An 18,184-nucleotide genomic window follows, 5' to 3' on the forward strand; every position below is an offset into this window, starting at 1 on the left:
AGCGCGCCGCCGATCATCACTTACTGGTGCGCCGGCGCCGCGCCGGGATGCGCCGCCTGCGCCTGCTTCTGCGCGGCGACATTGGCCTTGTGCTTGTAGTAATAATGCCCGGCCGCGCAGCCCGCCATCGCGCCGGCGATGGCATGGTGGCCGGCATAATGCCCGGCGACGCCGCCCGCGACCGCGCCACGGATACAGCCCTTGGCCAGCGCCGGCGAGCCACTGAGCGCGAGCGCTCCGGCAGCCGCCGCGAGCATGATCTTCGATTGGGTCATGACTTCCTCCTAAAAAAGGTGCCGTGCTTTTGCCCTCCGGCGCCTGACGCGATCGCGTCCGGCGGATGAAATCGCGGTAATCGTTACGTCGACTTCTTCGTGCCGAACAGTCGATCGAGCACCACCTCCGCTACATCGCCCACCTTGTCGGCGACACGCTGCGGATCGAAGATGCCCGGGTCACCCGGCTTGACTGCCTCGGCCTTCGCCCGCTGCTTCATCGCGGCCGCTGCCGCTGCGGCGGCGGCCATCGTGAGCCCGGAGGCGAGCAATTCCCGCCCCGCGGGCGAATTAGCCTTGTCGAGCAGCGCCTCGCCCGCGTGTCGCAGTTCCTTGGGAATCTTCACTCCGCCAATTTTCTTGGGGATTTTCTTTCCCTTCTTGCTGTCCTTCTTCGCCATGATACGATCCTGCGCCAGCCCTGTGTGCCACCAATATAATACACATTGGCCGATGCACCAGCCCCGCGGCGCGCCTTGTCGCGGCCGGCCGCCGCCCCCATCTCGCCGGGGCTGGAAAGCTTCCCCGAACAGAAGTAGAACATCCTTCATGCTGACTCATATCTCCGTCCGCGGCGCGCGCGAGCACAACCTGAAGGACGTCGCGGTGGATATCCCGCGGGATACCTTGACGGTGATCACGGGGCTCAGCGGATCGGGCAAATCGAGCCTGGCCTTTGACACGATCTATGCCGAGGGTCAGCGCCGCTACGTCGAGTCGCTCTCGGCCTATGCGCGCCAGTTCCTGGAACTGATGCAGAAGCCGGATGTCGATCATATCGAGGGGCTGAGCCCGGCGATCTCGATCGAGCAGAAGACGACGAGCCGCAACCCGCGCTCCACCGTCGCGACCGTCACCGAGATCTACGATTACATGCGCTTGCTGTGGGCGCGGGTCGGAGTTCCCTATTCGCCCGTTACCGGCGAGCCGATCGCCGCGCAAACGGTCAGCCAGATGGTCGATCGGGTGATGACCCTGCCCGAAGGCACGCGGCTGTATCTCCTCGCGCCGGTCGTGCGCGGGCGAAAGGGCGAATATCGCAAGGAGCTGGCCGAATGGCAGAAGGCCGGCTTCACCCGTGTGCGCATCGATGGCGAGATGCACGAGATCGACGAGGCCCCGGCGCTCGACAAGAAATACAAGCACGACATCGAGGTGGTGATCGATCGCCTGATCGTGCGCGACGACATCGCGACGAGACTGGCGGACAGTTTCGAAACCGCGCTGAAGCTGGCCGACGGGCTCGCCTATATCGATCTTGCCGAGGGGGTGGTGCCGGGGCGCGAGGATGAGGCCGCGGCCGGCGGTCAGATGAAAAACGCCGGCATCCCGGCCAACCGCATCGTCTTCTCCGAAAAGTTCGCCTGCCCCGTCAGCGGCTTCACGATCCCGGAGATCGAGCCGCGCCTGTTCTCCTTCAACGCGCCGCAAGGCGCCTGCCCCGCGTGCGACGGATTGGGAGAGAAATTGATCTTCGACGAGGATCTGGTCGTCCCGAACCATGACCTCAGCCTGAAGAAGGGCGCCGTCGTGCCCTGGGCGAAATCGAACCCGCCCTCGCCATATTACATGCAGGTGCTGGGCAGCCTTGCGCGTGCCTACGGTTTCAGTCTCGAGACGCCGTGGAAGGATCTGCCCGGGGAGGTTCGGCTGATCATCCTGCACGGCACCGGCGGAAAGCCGGTCACGCTTACCTTCGTGGACGGCAAGAAGTCCTACGACGTGAAAAAGCCGTTCGAAGGCGTGATCGGCAATCTCAATCGTCGCTTGCTCCAGACGGAAAGCGCATGGATGCGTGAGGAGCTGGGCAAGTATCAGTCTTCGCAGCCGTGCGAAATATGCCACGGCGCGCGCCTCAAGCCCGAGGCGCTGGCGGTAAAGATCGCGCACAAGGATATCAGCTATGCGACGCGGCTGTCGGTGGTGGATGCGCTGGCATGGTTCACCGCGTTGCCGGAGCAGCTCGGCGAGCAGCAGCGCGCGATCGCCGAGCGCATATTGAAGGAGATTCTGGAGCGGCTCGGCTTCCTCAACAATGTCGGGCTGGATTATCTCAATCTCGATCGCACGTCCGGCACGCTGTCGGGCGGAGAGAGCCAGCGCATCCGCCTCGCCAGCCAGATCGGCAGCGGGCTTTCCGGCGTGCTTTACGTGCTGGACGAGCCGTCGATCGGGCTGCACCAGCGCGACAATGACATGCTGCTCGCCACGCTGCGCCGGTTGCGCGATCTGGGCAACACCGTGCTGGTGGTGGAGCATGACGAGGATGCGATCCGCACCGCCGATTACGTGATCGACATGGGGCCGGGCGCGGGCGTGCGCGGCGGCGAGATCGTGGCGCAGGGCACGCTTCAGGAATTGCTGGAATCGACCGGATCGGTCACCGCCGATTATCTCAACGGCACCCGCGCGGTGCCCGTGCCGGCGAAGCGGCGCAAGGGATCCGGCAAGAAGCTTACCGTCCACAACGCCGCAGCCAACAATCTACGCGGGGTGACGGCGAGCATCCCGCTCGGAACCTTCACCTGCATCACCGGCGTCTCCGGCTCGGGCAAATCAAGCTTCACGATCGACACGCTCTATGCCTCGGCCGCGCGTCAGCTCAATGGCGCGCGCATCCTGGCCGGCAAGCATGACAGGATCACCGGGCTCCAGCATCTCGACAAGGTGATCGACATCGATCAATCCCCGATCGGTCGCACGCCACGATCGAACCCGGCGACCTATACCGGCGCCTTCACCCAGATCCGCGACTGGTTCGCCGGTCTGCCGGAATCACAGGCGCGCGGCTACAAGCCCGGCCGCTTCAGCTTCAACGTGAAAGGTGGCCGGTGCGAGGCGTGCCAGGGCGATGGCGTGTTGAAGATCGAGATGCACTTCCTGCCCGACGTCTATGTCACCTGCGACGTGTGCCACGGGGCGCGCTACAATCGCGAGACGCTGGAGGTGAAGTTCAAGGGTCTTTCGATCGCCGACGTGCTGGACATGACGGTCGAGGACGCCGCCGAATTCTTCAAGGCGGTGCCGCCGATCCGCGACAAGATGGCGATGCTGGCGGAAGTGGGGCTGGGCTATGTCAAGGTCGGGCAGCAGGCGACCACGCTGTCGGGCGGCGAAGCGCAGCGCGTGAAGCTGGCCAAGGAACTGTCGCGCCGTGCCACCGGCAATACCCTATACATCCTCGACGAACCAACGACGGGCCTGCATTTCGAGGATGTGCGCAAGCTGCTGGAGGTGCTCCACGCGCTGGTCGAACAGGGCAACACCGTGGTGGTGATCGAGCACAATCTGGATGTCATCAAGACGGCGGACTGGATCATCGATCTCGGCCCCGAGGGTGGCGTGAAGGGCGGCGAGATCGTCGCGGAGGGGACGCCGGAGACAGTGGCCGCGGCGAAGGGCAGTTTCACCGGCCATTATCTCGCCCCGCTGCTGGAGCGCCGCACCGCGCGCGAGCCGGAGATGGCGAAATAGGCGCGACCGCGATCAGCACGATCGGGTGAGCGCCTCCTCAAGCAGCCCGCGCCCGATCACTTTCAGTGCCAGCGTTTCCTCCGCGCCCTCGAAGATCGACAGCACGCGCGCATCGATCCAGTAGCGGCTGACGGCGCTTTCCTCGGCATAGCCCATGCCGCCGTGGATCTGCAGCGCCTCGCGCGTCACGATCTCTGCCGATCGGCACGCGATCAGCTTGGCAAGGCTGGCCTCCATCTGGCCACCGCCTTCGTCCAGCGATCGCCCCACAGCGTAGGCGAGGCTGCGGCAAGCCGCGAAGCGCGCCGCCATCTGCGCGATCTTCACCAGGGTAAGCTGATAATCGGCCAGTGGCGCGCCGAACACCTTGCGATCTCGGGCGTAATCAATCGCCGCTTTGAGCGCCGCGCGCATCACGCCGAGCGCGCGACCTGCGGTCTGGATGCGGCCGCCGGTCATCCCCGCCATCGTCAGGTAGAAGCCGCGCCCGAGACCTTCCTCGCCGCCAACGACATTCGCATCGGGGACGAAGAAATTCTCGAATGCCAGATCGAATGAATGCATCCCGCGATAGCCGATCGTCGGGATCGCACGTCCGCGCAGCACACCGCCGGCGGGTTGCTCGACCACGAATTCATGCCCGTCGAACGCGGGCTTTTCGACCAGCAACAGGCTCAACCCTCGATGCCCGAGCGAGCGGTCCGGATCAGTGCGGGTGACGACCATGAGCAGGCCCGCCTTGCCCGCGAAAGTGCACCACGTCTTTGCGCCGTTGAGCTGCCAGCCGCCGGCAACTCTCGCGCCGCGCAGGGTGAGCCCGGCGACATCCGATCCGTGGTCAGGCTCGGTGATCGCGATGGCGCAAAGCGGGTCGCCGGCGGCGATGCGCGGCAGCCAATGCGCCTTCTGCTCGGCAGTGCCGCCAGCCATCAGCGCGCGGGAAAGAATTTCCGGCCGGGTGATGAGGCTCCCCGCCGCCGCAAGCGACGCTTCGGACAAGGCCTCGGTAACAGCTATCATAAGCGGCGTATTCTCGCCCGTGTCCGGCGCGGAGCCGCCGAACCGCTCCGGGATCGACAGGCCGAAGACTCCCATTTCGCGCATCGGCCGCAGCAACGATTCGGGCACGGTCAGGTCGCGGCGGTGAATGTCCTCGGCCAGCGGCGCGACCACGTCCTTCGCAAAGCGGCGAAAGGCATCCCGCGCGATCACGGTTTGGTCATCGAGCGCGACATCGCCAAGCTCGCCGGTGGCCGCTATTACCTCTCGTCCGATCTCAGCCACCCCCCCCGGGCGCCCCGCCTCGGCGCGCAGCACCCTCACGTCCCCGGTAACCGCATCCAGCGGTTCAATGGAAAGCCCGATCGAAAGATAGGCGCCTTCCAACCGAACGAGCACCGCAGGCGCGACCTCCGCCGCGAAAGCATGGCCGAGCGCTCTATCAAGCGCAGACCGCCCGTCCGCCAGCGCCTCACGCGCGGCAAGCAGGTCAGCGTGGCACAGGGCGAGATCGTAGATCACCGACTGTTGGGCATCGAGCGCCGCGCCGTCGAGCCGCCCGCCCGGCGCACATGCCACGGCTACCGCGCGCACCACCGCCGCCAGCGCCTGCTCAAGTGCCGCCAGTGCCACGATTTTCGCCATTGGCCGCTTTCCCTCTCCGCCGCTGCCGCTCCCCGATATGGCGAACGATGGCAGAGCGCCAGTCACCAGCGCTTAGCGCGGTCTGGCGTTAGGCCGGCTCTGCCTTGGCTTGCCGCCCGCGCGCGCGCCGCTGCGCGGATAGGGCGCGCGCGCCTGACCGTGCGTCTGGGGCGCGCCGCCATGGCGATCCCCGCGCGCGGCGGGATGCGGTGGTCCGTCGGAGGGGGCGATGCGTACATCCTGCTCCTCGCCGCCGCTGCCCGCCGTTCTTGCCAGCGCGGCGTTGAACTTTGCGGCAATCGCACGTGGAATCTGGAAGTGCGTTTCCGAAGGGCCGATGCGGATCGCGCCGATCTCGTTGCGCGAGATATGTCCGCGCCGGCACAGCAACGGCAATATCCAGCGCGGATCGGCGTTCTGCCGCCGCCCCACATCCATGCGGAACCACACCACGTCGTCAAAGCCCGGGCGGTGCCGCTCCTGCTGCGCCGCACGGCGGGCATCCGGCGTATCCTCGATCATCTCCTCGGGCTCGGGCATCGCGGCGCGATACGCGCGAACCAGCGCGGCGGCGATATCCTCGGCCGACCGCTCGGCGAGCAGCTTGGCGCCGAGCAGACGGTCATCCTCGTCGAACGCCACCGGCTCCAGCAGTGTGGCGAGCAAGCGTTCACGATCTTGCGCGCGGATCGCCTCGGGCGTCGGAGCAGCAATCCACTCCGCATTTATCCGCGCCCCACGCAGCATCGCATCGACCCGGCGACGCGCTGGATAGGGCACCACCAGTACAGCCGTTCCCTTCTTCCCCGCGCGCCCGGTACGGCCGGAGCGATGCTGCAACGTTTCCGCATCGCGCGGAATTTCCACATGGATGACGAGGCTGAGGCTGGGCAGGTCGATTCCGCGAGCCGCCACGTCCGTCGCCACGCAAACCGCAGCGCGGCGATCGCGCAATTCCTGTAGCGCGCGGTTGCGCTCGGATTGCGAATGTTCACCGGAGAGCGCCACGGCGGTAAAGCCGCGCTCCAGCAGGGTGGCATGCAATCGCCGCACATTATCCCGCGTCGCGCAGAACAACATCGCCGTCTCCGCGGCGTGGAAGCGCAGCAGATTGACCACCGCCGCCTCGATCTCCGACGGCGATACCGTCACCGCCTGATAGGCGATGTCGCCATGCCCGCGCTCTTCGCTCGTCGTCGCGAGCCGCAGCGCATCGCGCTGGTAGCGTTTGGCGAGCGCGACGATCGGGCGCGGCATCGTGGCCGAAAACAGCAAGGTGCGCCGGCCCTCCGGCGTCGCGTCGAGAATCTCCTCCAGATCCTCGCGGAAGCCCATGTCGAGCATCTCGTCCGCCTCATCGAGCACCGCGACGCGCAGCGCCGACAGATCGAGCGCGCCGCGTTCGAGGTGATCGCGCAGACGTCCCGGCGTGCCGACGACGATGTGTGCGCCGCCACGCAGCACGCGCCGCTCCTTCGACGCATCCATGCCGCCGACGCAGGTAGCGATCCGCGCGCGTGCCTTGCCGTAAAGCCATTCAAGCTCACGGCTCACTTGCAACGCGAGTTCGCGGGTCGGCGCGATCACCAGTGCCAGCGGCGTTTCGGCGAACGGCATCGCCGGTTCGCCGCCCAGCAACTCATGCGTCATGGCCAGGCCGAAGGCGACCGTCTTGCCGGAGCCGGTCTGTGCGGAAACGATCAGGTCGCGCCCCTCCGCTTCGGGCGCTGTAACGGCCGCCTGCACGGCGGTAGGTGCGTCATAGCCACGGTCGGCCAGCGCCTCGGCGATCACGGGCGGAAGATTGGAAAAGGTCATTGAACTCACGGACAATCTGGCCGCGGACACGGCCTGGGGACGAAATCAGCGGCGGTCGAGGCAGCTGTGCGGCTGCTCACAAACCCGTTGAAGCGGGGTCGATTCCAGCGGGAGCAGCGCGACCACTCGGACGAGGGGCGCCAGCAGTTCGGGCTTCATCGATCGCGGCGCTTTATCACGATTGCCGCGCGCGCGCCATCGTCGATTCGCCACCACCCGGCGTTGTAGCCCGCGCGGCATAGCGGCGCGCGAGAATCGAGCAGACGATTAGCTGCATCTGGTGATAGAGGATCACGGGCAACATTATCATGCCCAGTGCGGGGCTGCCGGCGAACAATATCTTGGCGATCGGCGCACCGTTGGCGAGGCTTTTCTTCGATCCGCAGAACACCGTCGTCACTTCGTCGGGCAGGGAAAATCCCCATGCGCGCGCCAGCGCGGCGGTGAGCCACAGCACCAGCGCCAGGAGCGCGGCGGCGAACAGCGCGATCTCCGCGATCACCCACGGTGAATACTGCCGCCACAGGCCGGACGCGGTGGATTCGCAGAACGCCGAATAGACAATGAGTACGATAACGCCGCGATCGAGCAGGTTGATGATCCGCTTGTTCGCCACCAGCCACGCGGCGATCAGCGGGCGCATTGCCTGGCCGATCGCGAACGGAAGCAGCAGCGTCAACGCGATATCGAGGATCGCCGGCAGCACCGGGAAAGATGTCCCGCCCACCGCCACCACGGTGGCGATCAGCATAGGCGTGACGATCATGCCGATGATGCCCGACAGCGACGCGTCGAACACCGCCGCCGGCACGTTGCCGCGCGCCAGGCTCGTCATCGCCACCGAGGAGGAAATCGTTGACGGCAACGCGCACAGGAAGAACAGGCCAAGCCGCACCTCGTACGTCAGCAGCAGCGGCAACCCGAAGAAGATCGCGAAACCGATCAGCGGAAAAAGAACGAACGTGCTTCCCTGCACCGCCGCGTGGATGCGCCAATTCGCCGCCCCGGCCTTCAGCGCATCTCGCGACAGGTTCGCGCCATGGAGAAAGAAAACGAAGCCGATCCCCAGCGTCGTCACCAGGCCCATGTGCAGCGGCCCGCCGGGCGCGCCGAGTTCCGGCGCGACGAACGCCAGGAAGATCGCGCCCAGCATCGCCAGCAGGAAACCGTCGATCTTCATGGCTCATTCCCCGATACGCAAACTCGATGAACGGCGTTCACCTAAACCGTTGCGCGCGGATCCAAAAGCACCGGCTCGAGCGGTATCTGGACTTTCGATGAACAAATCATGCACATCTGCGTTTTGTTGGTTCCCGACGGGCTTGATGATGGCACGACGGGGGTGTGCAGTCGAACGGCGTAGCAGTTCGTCGTCTTATCAATCCCACGGATGCAAGCAAGATGACGATCGAAAGCTCGGGTCAGAATATGCGCGCCGCGCGATCCGGCTCCCGCCTTTCCGATAGCCAACTCGCCACCCGTTATGCGTCCACGCGCGCGCTAACAATGGCGTTGGCCGAGCCGCTGTCCGATGCCGATGCCACAGTCCAGTCCATGGACGATGCTTCCCCGGCCAAATGGCATCTTGCGCACACCACATGGTTTTTCGAGACCTTCGTGCTGCGCGATTTCGTGACCGGTTATCGCCTGCACGACGATCGCTTCCCCTTCTTGTTCAACAGCTATTATGAAGCGGAGGGCAAGCGCCACAGCCGCGCAGCCCGCGGGATGCTTACGCGCCCCATGCTGGACGAAATCCGCCGCTACCGCCACGCGGTGGACGAGGCGCTGCTGGCTGCGTTGCCGGCCCTTCCGGATCAGGCGCGCGAGATCGTCGAACTGGGCTGCCATCATGAAGAGCAGCATCAGGAGCTGCTTCTCACCGATATCCTGCACCTGTTCTCCCAAAACCCGCTCGAGCCCGCGATATGGCCTGTCGCCCGTCGCCGCCCGGTCGCCCTGCCCGCTAAGTCTGGCTGGATCGAGCATCCCGGCGGCGAGGCATGGATCGGGAATGACGGTGCCGGCTTCGCCTTCGACTGCGAAGGGCCGCGACATCGCACCTGGCTGGCGCCATATGCTATTTCGGATAGACCCGTCACCAACGGCGAATGGGCGGCCTTCATCGCCGACGGCGGCTATAAAAACGCCGCGTATTGGCTGTCCGACGGTTGGGCGTGGGCACAACGCGAGGGCATCGGCGCGCCGCTCTACTGGGAAAGCGGCGATGGCGTTTGGTCCCGTTTCGGATTGGACGGCCGCCAGCCGGTCGATCTCGCCGCACCCGTGACGCATATCAGCTTCTTCGAGGCGGATGCCTATGCGAGCTGGGCGGGGGCGCGCCTGCCGACCGAGGCGGAATGGGAAGTCGCGGCCGGGCGCCATGATCGTGCGGTTGGAAACCTGCTCGATGCTGCCGGCCCGGTCGAACCGCGCCCGCCGAGTGACCCTGGCTTTTTCGGCGATGTATGGGAGTGGACCGGCAGCGCCTATCGCCCCTACCCCGGCTTCCGCACTGCGCCCGGCGCGGTGGGGGAGTATAACGGCAAGTTCATGAGCGGCCAGTTCGTGCTGCGCGGCGGATCGTGCGCAACGGCTCGCGGCCATGCACGGGCGAGCTATCGCAACTTCTTTTACCCACATCAGCGCTGGCAGTTCACCGGCGTGCGATTGGCAACGGACCTTCCATGCTGAAACGCGACGACGAAATACTGGTTACGCTGAACGCGCCCGACGCGGCATTTCGTGCCGACGTCATCGATGGCCTCATGCGTCGGCCACGCGCGATCCCCGCGCGATGGTTCTACGATCATCGCGGCTCGGAACTGTTCGAGGATATCACCGCGCTGCCCGAATATTACCCCACGCGGACCGAAACAGCATTGCTCCAGACGATTGGCCAGGATGTCGTACGACACACCGGGCGTGGCCGGGCGGTTATCGAGTTCGGCTCGGGCTCGTCCGCCAAGACCCCGACGGTACTCACCGCCGTCGAAGCGTCCGCTTATGTCCCGATCGATATATCCGGCGATTTCCTGCACGAATCCGCCCGCGATCTGGCACAACTCTTTCCCGCGCTACCGGTCCATCCGCTGGTCGCGGACTTCATGACGCCCGTGACTTTGCCGTCGGAGGTTCGGGCGTTACCGAAGCTTGGCTTCTTCCCGGGTTCCACGATCGGCAACCTCATCCCATATGCGTCGACCGATCTGCTGCGGATGATGCGCCGAGCGCTCGGTGAAGGAGCGATGCTGTTGATCGGGATGGACCGAATCAAGGATCAGGCGACGCTCGAACGCGCCTATGACGATGCCGCCGGCGTCACCGCTTCCTTCAACCTCAATCTGCTCACACGGATCAATCGCGAACTGGGTGGCACGATTCCGGTCGACGCCTTCCACCACCGCGCGATCTGGAACGCCGAGCGTGCGCGGATCGAGATGCATCTGGAGGCGACGCGCGATATTGCCTTCTCGGTTGATGGCCGTGCATTCTCGATGGCGCGCGGTGAAACGATCCACACCGAAAACAGTCATAAATACGGCCCGCGCGATGCGCGGCTATTGCTCCGCGCTGGTGGATGGACACCGATCGCCGAATGGACCGATCCTGACGAGCAGTTTGCGATCTATCTCGCCGAAGCGCAGCCCGCCCGCCCCGCACCCTGAGCCGGTGCGAGCGGTGGCGCAATCGCGGGATGGGCTGTAGAGCGCGCAGGACATAACGACTGTCAGCCGGGTTTTTACGTGACCGATCCCCATCTGCCGATCTGCGTGGCGGCGCTTTATCGCTTCGCCGCCTTCGATGACTGCCCAGCGATCCGCGCGTCCCTCTACGACCGTTGCGTCGCGCTCGGTGTGAAGGGCACGCTGCTTATCGCTCCCGAAGGCATCAACGGCACGGTGGCTGGCAGCGACGATGCGATCACGCAATTGCTCGCGCTTATCCGCACCTTGCCGGGCTGCGCCGCGCTGGAGCCCAAGTTCTCGCGCGCTGCCGTGCTCCCCTTTCACCGGCTGAAGGTCCGCATCAAGCGCGAGATCGTGACGATGGGGAAGCCGGATATCGATCCGCTCGGCGATGCCGGCCACTACGTCGCCGCCGCCGACTGGAATGCGCTGATCGCTGAGCCGGGCACGATCCTGATCGACACGCGCAACGATTATGAGGTCGCGATCGGAACGTTCACAGGTGCGATCGACCCGGAAACGCCCACCTTCCGCGATTTTCCGGCGTGGTTCCGCGCCAATCGCGACACGCTGCTCCGCGGCGAGACGCAACCTAAAGTGGCGATGTTCTGCACCGGTGGCATCCGCTGCGAAAAAGCCACCGCCTTCCTCAAGTCGGAGGGTGTGGAGCAGGTCTATCACCTGGATGGCGGCATTCTGAAATATCTGGAAACGGTGCCGGCGGCGGAAAGCCTGTGGCAGGGCGAATGCTTCGTATTCGATGAACGCGTGGCGGTATCGCACGGTCTCACGCCCGGCTCCCACGAGTTGTGCCGTGCATGCCGGATGCCGCTGAATGCCGCCGACCGCGCCTCGCCGTTATACGAGGAGGGTGTCAGTTGCCCGCGCTGTCATGCCGAGCGCAGCAACGACCAGCGCGCCCGCTATGCCGAGCGGATGCGCCAGACGCGCTTTGCGGAGAAGCGTGGCGTCGCGCATATCGGCGCGTCATTCGATCCCTCAAAAGCCGGTTAGGGTATCGTGCCGTTTGGAGAAACTGAGAGATCATGCTTCCCGCACGCACGTTCAGCATCTCTATCCGCCAGGCGTCGCGCGCGTTACGAGCGTATCTGACAACCGGACTTTTTTCAGCGCTGAGCTTCGGGCCTGGTGGAATCTAATCCCCGCCGCGATCGGAACGACTAGCTCGCGAACGGCTCCGACGGCCTGATCCGCATCCGCTTCACCCCGCACACCCCTTTGGCATCATGGATAACCGGGTCGAGACGGGCGGCAATGCGCTGATTGACGTGCCGCTGCGCGTGACTGAGAAACGTGACGGCGCGGAGGTCAAGATGCCCCTGTTTAGGCAGCCGGAGACGGCCGACGCGAAATTCGCCGCCGATGCGCGGGGGTCAATCGCGACCTGAGGAAGTTCAAGGTCTTGATCGCCCGATGAGGCATCTTCCCGCCGCCAGTGCCCACCAGCAGATCAACGGCTGAACGAACAGTCGCGGATAATGATAGGCCCAACCAAGGCCCGTGCCGGTCGACAGATCGTGGACCGCGTGGGCGATGTTCGCAGGGTAGACGCACACTGCATAGAGCGCGAGCATCATGCCTGCCAGGGCGCGCGTTCGCGGCACGAAAAGGCCTACGGCTCCCAGAAGTTCGGCCACACCCGTAAGAAGCACGGCCTCATAGGGATAAGGGACGAACGACGGTGTAACCGCCACGAAGATGTCTGGCCGCGTCAGATGCAGGGCGCCCGCCAACAAGAAGAGCGGCGCGATCGTCACTCGTGCCAGATTACCGCGCAAATCCTTCACGAAGGATGATCTGCGCGCGTTCATCGCTTGGCGTTCGGGGATGAAAACAAACCCATCGCGTTATCGTTCATGGAGATATGACGGCGATCATTCGGTACACTGCGGCCATCGAACCGCAGATCGGGCCGGCACCCTAATTTTATGGCGCCGGCCCATACTACAATTACGGGATCATCACCGTATCGATCACGTGGATGACGCCGTTCGACTGCATGACGTTCGGGATGGTTATACGGCCCTTGTGGCCCTTGTCGTCAGCGACCCACCAGCCCTTGCCCGATTTGGTGAAGGTCAGCGTCTCGCCCTGCACCGTCGCATAGGTCGCCTTGCCCATATTCTGCGCTGCCTTCGCGGCGATATCGGCTGCAGTGATGCGGCCGGGCACGACGTGATAGGTCAGCACGGCAGTGAGCTGCGCCTTGTTCTCCGGCTTCAGCAGGGTGTCGACCGTGCCCGCCGGCAGCTTGGCGAAAGCCTCGTTCGTCGGCGCGAACACCGTGAACGGGCCGGGGCCGGACAGCGTATCGACCAGACCGGCAGCCTTAACTGCAGCGACGAGCGTCGTGTGATCCTTTGAATTGACCGCATTCTCCACGATGTTGTTGGTCGGATACATCGCGGCGCCGCCCACCATCGGGTTCGTCGTTGCGGCGATACCGGCGGTCGCACCGGCCGCGAGCGCGGTTGCCAACATCAGCTTACGGATTGCTTTCATGTGCCTGCTCCTGGAACACGCAGATCGCGCGTGCATAGGCAGATACGAACGTCAGCGACGATCGGATGCACTTCAGGCGAGAGAAAGTTTGCCGCTGGCCACCACTGGCCCGGTCGGCCTGCCGGTCGGCGATCCGCCATTCGGCTCGATCGAGATCGCGAGCGTGACGCCCGCGCCAAGCCGTGCGCGCGTCGCGACCGGAAGCGTCATACGCGATGGTCCGGTCGCCGCAAGCACCCCCATCGCCTCCGGCACGCCGTCGCCGCCGATCATCCAAAGCTGCGCGCTTTTGCCGCCCCGCGCTACGGCGGCCTCGCCAACACGCATCTCCCCGGTCGCCATATCGATGACCGCCGGCACCGCCGCCGTCTTGTCGTTCAGCAACAACGAGGCCGCCATCATCTGATGCGGCGCAACGGGCGAAAGTATCGGCCGGACGACGAAAAACAGCGCCAGTGCCGCTGCCATTGCGGCGAGCGTCGCGACGAACGGCCATGATGCGCGCCGTCGCGGCGATCGTGCGGCCAGTCGCTCGGCCACCCATTCGGGCGCGGGAACCTCCGCATACTCATCGAACAACCCGGCGAGGCGATGGCGCCACTCCTCCACCTCGCGCGCGAACGCGGGGTCGGACAGCGTGAGACGCAGCGCTTCCGCGCGCTCCGCGCCGTCCAGCAGCCCAAGCGCGAGTTCGGCGGCAGTCATGTCGGGGCCAGAACCGGGCGCGTCAGTCGACATCGACACACCCTCTCAGTTGCAGCAGACCCCGGCGCACGATGCTCTTCATCGTGCCCAGCGGCAGCCCCTTGCGCGCGGCGAGTTCGGCATAGGTGACGCCGTCGAAGAAAGCGGTTCGGATCGCGTCGCGCGCGCGCTCGTCCAGTGCGTCCATGCAATCACGCAGGCGCCGGGATTCCTCATCGCGCTCGATGAGCGTCAGTTGATCGGGCGATGCGTCTGCCACGTTGTCGGCCTCCTCAATCGGGTTGGATGGCCGCGCGCCGCGCGCACGCACCCAATCGATCGCCCGGTTGCGTGCGATCGTCGCCAGCCAGGAAATGGGGCTCGCCCGTCCAGGTTCGAACGCGCCAGCCCTTTTCCAGATCGTGAGATAGACTTCATGCAACACATCCTCGGCACTGCTGCGGTCTCCACAGATACGCAGGCAGATGCCGAATAGCTTCGCGGATGTCAGCCGATACACTTCCTGAAGCGCCGAACGGTCCTCCGCGCCGGTGCGCAGCAACGCCTCGGCCAGTTGCGCCCGCGCATTCGGCTGATCGGAGGAGGTTGCCACGAACGTCTCGTAACGCGGACACAGTGCGGCGGCAATCGCGTCGCCGTCTCGTTGACCTTCGGACGATATTTTGACACTGTCAGTGCCATAATATGGAGGGGCTGCATGCGCGTACTGCGAACGCCGGATGAGCGATTCGAAAATCTGACCGACTATCCGTTCGCGCCGCGCTATCTGACGGTTACCGACGCGGACGGCACCGAGCTCAGGATCCACTATCTTGACGAGGGGCCGCGCAGTGCGGCGCCGATCCTGCTCATGCACGGCGAGCCGAGCTGGTCATACCTTTACCGCAAGTTCGTTGCCTGGCTGACCGCCCGCGGACATCGCGTGATAGCGCCCGACCTGGTCGGTTTCGGCCGATCGGACAAGCCAGCCGAGCGCACCGACTATACTTACGAGCGCCACGTGGCCTGGATGAGCTGCTGGCTCGCTGCGCTCGATCTTCGGGGCATTACGCTGTTCTGCCAGGATTGGGGCGGGCTGATCGGCCTGCGGCTGGTCGCGGCATTCCCCGATCGCTTCGCGCGCCTGGTCCTGTCGAACACCGGGCTGCCGATCGGGAAGGGATCGTCCCAGGGCTTCGACGCGTGGCTTGCGTTCAGCCAGAACGTGCCTGTGTTCCCGGCTGGCGCGATCGTCAACGGCGGCACGACGCGCGAGCTTACCGCCGCCGAGATCGCCGCTTACGATGCGCCCTACCCCGATGAAAGCTACAAGGCCGGCGCGCGGCAGTTCCCTGCGCTGGTGCCGATCACCGCCAATCACGCGTCCGTCGCGGAGAACAGGGCGGCGTGGCAGGTGCTGGAACGTTTTGATCGCCCGGTCCTCGCGGCGTTCGGCGACAAGGACGCCGTGACCCGCGGCGGCGAGCGCTTGTTCATCGAAACCATCCCCGGCGCGTGCGGGCAAGATCATGTCATTATCGAGGGCGGCGGGCATTTCATCCAGGAAGACGCGCCCGAGCAACTATGCGCGCTGATCGACGGGCTGATCGCACACGATATTGGAGCGGTGCGATGAACTGCGAGAACGCTGTATTTCCGCCGGCCGAGCAGGCGGCGGCATTCTTCAGCGCCGCCGATGACGGCCCGTTTGTCATGCTCAACCTCCTGAAATTCAGGGAGCGCGCCGAATATCCGGACGGCAGTGAAGGGCATCTTTCCGGCCGCGAGGCCTATGCGCGATATGGCGCAGGCGTGCGGGCGTGCCTTCAGGCGGTAGGCGGCGAGGCACTATACGCTGGTGCCATCACCGAAATCATGATCGGCGCGGTGGACGAACTATGGGATATGGTTGCGCTGGCGCGCTATCCCTCCCGTGCGGCGATGATGGCGATGATCCAGCTCCCCGAATATCAGGCAATCGAGAAGCACCGGATCGCGGGGCTCGCAGGCCAGCTCAACATTCGAACCACCCCGGTGGCACGCGCCTGATCTTGGTCAGTCGTTTGGCGGTGTGGTACGGCGCGATGTGCCGGATGCAAAGAGCGCACCGCTTGCATCCCGATCGGGGCCTGAAACGTTAGCGTCCTGCCCGCCGGATCGCCGATCGGGAATATCCCGCCCTGCGGAGTCAGCCTGATGCCGAAGCCTACCATTGCCGATCTGTTTGCCGAAACGCTCCATCTCGCCGGGGTGCAGCGCATCTATGGCGTGGTGGGAGACAGCCTGAACGGACTGACTGACAGTCTGCGCCGCCAGGGCCGGATCGAATGGGTGCACATGCGTAACGAGGAGGCTGCCGCATTCGCCGCCGGAGCAGAAGCGCAGATAACGGGCCGGCTGGCGGCGTGCGCGGGATCTTGCGGGCCGGGCAACATGCACCTCATAAACGGATTGTATGATTGTCACCGAACGCGCGTACCGGTTCTTGCGATCGCCGCGCAGGTTCCGAGCGCGGAAATCGGCTCGAACTACTTTCAGGAAACCCGGCCGGAGGCGCTCTTCCGCGAATGCAGCGTTTATTGCGAGACGATTTCCGACGCGGACCAGATGCCCCGGACGCTCGAAACCGCGATACGCGCGGCGGTCGGCCATCGCGGCGTGTCGGTCGTGGCGATGCCCGGTGACGTGGCATTGCGCGCCGCGACTGGCACGCCCACACGATCAGCGGCGGCGTTGCTGCCGCCGGTCGCCTGCACGGTGCCCGCTGCGGCAGAAATAGCGGCGCTTGCAGCGCTGCTGAACGGTGCGGGAAAAGTGACGATTCTGGCCGGTCGGGGCTGCAAGGGCGCGCACGCCGAGCTGCTGCAGGTCGCCGAACTGCTCCAGGCCCCGATCGTCCATGCGCTGGGTGGCAAGGAGTTCATCGAATACGACAATCCCTACGACGTGGGCATGACCGGACTTATCGGTTTCTCGAGTGGCTACGACGCAATGATGGGGTGCGACGTGCTGCTGATGCTCGGCACGGACTTCCCCTACCGACAGTTTTATCCAGAAAAGGCCAAAGTCGCGCAAATCGACCTGCGGCCGGAAAATCTCGGTCGGCGCGCCGCCATTGACCTGGGGCTGGTTGGCGACATCGCGCCGACGTTGGCGGGGCTGATCCCCTCTCTGAAAGCCGGACGCGATGGCGCGTTCCTGCAATCAGCCCGCGCCGATTACGCGCAAGCGCGCAAAGGGCTGGACGAGCTGGCCCACGGCAAGGCCGGCACCGGCATAATTCATCCGCAGCATGTGGCGCGCGTCGTGAGCGCGCTGGCCAGCGAAGATGCGGTGTTCGCGTGCGATGTCGGCACGCCGACAATCTGGGCGGCGCGCTATCTGAAAATGAACGGGCGCCGCCGACTGATCGGCTCGTTCAATCACGGCTCCATGGCCAACGCGCTGCCACAGGCGATCGGTGCTCAGTCAGCCTGTCCCGATCGTCAGGTCGTGACGCTGTCTGGCGACGGCGGGCTGGCGATGTTGATGGGTGAACTCCTGACCGTTCGCCAACTTGGGCTGCCAGTGAAGATCATCGTCTTTAACAACGGCACGCTCGGGTTCGTGGAAATGGAGATGAAAACTGCGGGGCTGATCGAAACCGGCGTTTCGCTCGACAATCCCGATTTCGCGGCGATGGCGCGGGCGATCGGTCTGCACGGCGTGCGCATCACCGATCCGGGCGAGGTGGAAAACGGGGTTCGCGCGGTGCTGGAGCATCCAGGCCCCGCGTTGCTGGATGCCGTGACCGCGCGCGACGAACTGTCGATGCCACCCAAGATCACGCTGGAGCAGATGAAGGGGTTCACTCTCTATATGGCGAAGGCGATCCTGTCCGGCCGAGGCGACTCGGTGATAGAGCTTGGCAAAACAAACGCGGGACTTCTGAAGCGGCTTTTCTAGCGGCATCGGATACGGGCGCAGTGGCGCCATCTTGCCTGCCACCGCCCTAGCCGCAATCCCGATCGCTGCGCGTACCGTTATTCCCTTCCCGACGGATATACCTCCCGAGTACGGATCCGGAGGCTGTTGAGA

General features: G+C 65.0%; 17 protein-coding genes. 8 read left to right on the top strand and 9 right to left on the bottom strand.

The genetic code is table 11. The features are described 5' to 3' along the window. Nucleotides 1–20: 20 nt before the first annotated feature. Both FFS35_RS11685 and FFS35_RS11690 read right to left on the bottom strand, forming a co-directional pair. Complete coding sequence (locus FFS35_RS11685) at nt 21–275, bottom strand: hypothetical protein (protein WP_137787276.1); 255 nt, start codon at nt 273–275, stop codon at nt 21–23. Nucleotides 276–358: 83 nt separating this feature from the next. Beyond that, the gene (locus FFS35_RS11690; RefSeq protein WP_137787277.1) at nt 359–676 is read right to left on the bottom strand and encodes a hypothetical protein; all 318 of its coding nucleotides are present in this window, start codon (nt 674–676) and stop codon (nt 359–361) included. Between the two features lie 148 nt (nt 677–824). Between FFS35_RS11690 and uvrA the strand changes: the two genes are divergently transcribed. Next, nucleotides 825–3,749, top strand: coding sequence for an excinuclease ABC subunit UvrA (gene uvrA, locus FFS35_RS11695; protein WP_137787278.1), 2,925 nt, complete (start codon nt 825–827; stop codon nt 3,747–3,749). Between the two features lie 12 nt (nt 3,750–3,761). On the opposite strand, the gene FFS35_RS11700 is transcribed toward uvrA, so the two are convergent. From FFS35_RS11700 to FFS35_RS11710, 3 genes are all read right to left on the bottom strand, one after another. After that, nucleotides 3,762–5,393 (bottom strand): acyl-CoA dehydrogenase, encoded by a 1,632-nt coding sequence (locus FFS35_RS11700; protein WP_137787279.1) that lies wholly within the window; start codon nt 5,391–5,393, stop codon nt 3,762–3,764. 72 nt (nt 5,394–5,465) lie between these two features. Beyond that, entirely contained in the window at nt 5,466–7,211 is a 1,746-nt protein-coding gene (locus FFS35_RS11705; protein WP_137787280.1) for a DEAD/DEAH box helicase, read from the bottom strand. A gap of 175 nt (nt 7,212–7,386) precedes the next feature. Beyond that, on the bottom strand, nt 7,387–8,391 hold the full coding sequence (locus tag FFS35_RS11710) for a bile acid:sodium symporter family protein (RefSeq protein WP_137787281.1): 1,005 nt from the start codon (nt 8,389–8,391) through the stop codon (nt 7,387–7,389). A 248-nt stretch (nt 8,392–8,639) separates the two neighbouring features. Between FFS35_RS11710 and egtB the strand changes: the two genes are divergently transcribed. The 4 genes from egtB to FFS35_RS20335 all read left to right on the top strand — a co-directional run bounded on the left by egtB (nt 8,640) and on the right by FFS35_RS20335 (nt 12,309). After that, nucleotides 8,640–9,905 (top strand): ergothioneine biosynthesis protein EgtB, encoded by a 1,266-nt coding sequence (gene egtB / locus FFS35_RS11715; protein WP_137787418.1) that lies wholly within the window; start codon nt 8,640–8,642, stop codon nt 9,903–9,905. Then, nucleotides 9,899–10,879, top strand: a complete 981-nt coding sequence (gene egtD, locus FFS35_RS11720; protein WP_137787282.1) for an L-histidine N(alpha)-methyltransferase — start codon at nt 9,899–9,901, stop codon at nt 10,877–10,879. The genes egtB and egtD overlap by 7 nt, the downstream gene beginning before the upstream one ends. 78 nt (nt 10,880–10,957) lie before the next feature. After that, nucleotides 10,958–11,914, top strand: coding sequence for a rhodanese-related sulfurtransferase (locus FFS35_RS11725; protein WP_137787283.1), 957 nt, complete (start codon nt 10,958–10,960; stop codon nt 11,912–11,914). A 233-nt stretch (nt 11,915–12,147) separates the two neighbouring features. Next, nucleotides 12,148–12,309 (top strand): hypothetical protein, encoded by a 162-nt coding sequence (locus tag FFS35_RS20335; protein ID WP_249341592.1) that lies wholly within the window; start codon nt 12,148–12,150, stop codon nt 12,307–12,309. A 6-nt stretch (nt 12,310–12,315) separates the two neighbouring features. Here FFS35_RS20335 and FFS35_RS11735 read toward each other — a convergent pair whose 3' ends face one another. The 4 genes from FFS35_RS11735 to FFS35_RS11750 all read right to left on the bottom strand — a co-directional run bounded on the left by FFS35_RS11735 (nt 12,316) and on the right by FFS35_RS11750 (nt 14,720). After that, entirely contained in the window at nt 12,316–12,732 is a 417-nt protein-coding gene (locus FFS35_RS11735) for a DoxX family protein (protein WP_137787284.1), read from the bottom strand. 139 nt (nt 12,733–12,871) lie between these two features. Further along, nucleotides 12,872–13,402: a fasciclin domain-containing protein gene (locus FFS35_RS11740; RefSeq protein WP_249341605.1), complete on the bottom strand. Its 531-nt coding sequence runs from the start codon at nt 13,400–13,402 to the stop codon at nt 12,872–12,874. Between the two features lie 93 nt (nt 13,403–13,495). Beyond that, nucleotides 13,496–14,161, bottom strand: coding sequence for an anti-sigma factor (locus tag FFS35_RS11745; RefSeq protein WP_137787286.1), 666 nt, complete (start codon nt 14,159–14,161; stop codon nt 13,496–13,498). Next, the gene (locus FFS35_RS11750) at nt 14,151–14,720 is read right to left on the bottom strand and encodes a sigma-70 family RNA polymerase sigma factor (protein ID WP_171007606.1); all 570 of its coding nucleotides are present in this window, start codon (nt 14,718–14,720) and stop codon (nt 14,151–14,153) included. Before FFS35_RS11750 ends, FFS35_RS11745 begins: the two co-directional genes overlap by 11 nt. Before the next feature lie 105 nt (nt 14,721–14,825). Between FFS35_RS11750 and FFS35_RS11755 the strand changes: the two genes are divergently transcribed. From FFS35_RS11755 to poxB, 3 genes are all read left to right on the top strand, one after another. Further along, on the top strand, nt 14,826–15,743 hold the full coding sequence (locus FFS35_RS11755) for a haloalkane dehalogenase (protein WP_137787287.1): 918 nt from the start codon (nt 14,826–14,828) through the stop codon (nt 15,741–15,743). Further along, a complete protein-coding gene (locus FFS35_RS11760) occupies nt 15,740–16,156 on the top strand; it encodes a DUF1330 domain-containing protein (RefSeq protein WP_137787288.1) in 417 nt (138 codons plus the stop codon). Before FFS35_RS11755 ends, FFS35_RS11760 begins: the two co-directional genes overlap by 4 nt. A gap of 147 nt (nt 16,157–16,303) precedes the next feature. Beyond that, complete coding sequence (gene poxB / locus FFS35_RS11765; RefSeq protein WP_137787289.1) at nt 16,304–18,052, top strand: ubiquinone-dependent pyruvate dehydrogenase; 1,749 nt, start codon at nt 16,304–16,306, stop codon at nt 18,050–18,052. The last annotated feature ends 132 nt before the right edge of the window (nt 18,053–18,184 follow it).

This window comes from Sphingomonas sp. 3P27F8, assembly GCF_005502745.1.
Taxonomy (GTDB): domain Bacteria; phylum Pseudomonadota; class Alphaproteobacteria; order Sphingomonadales; family Sphingomonadaceae; genus Sphingomonas.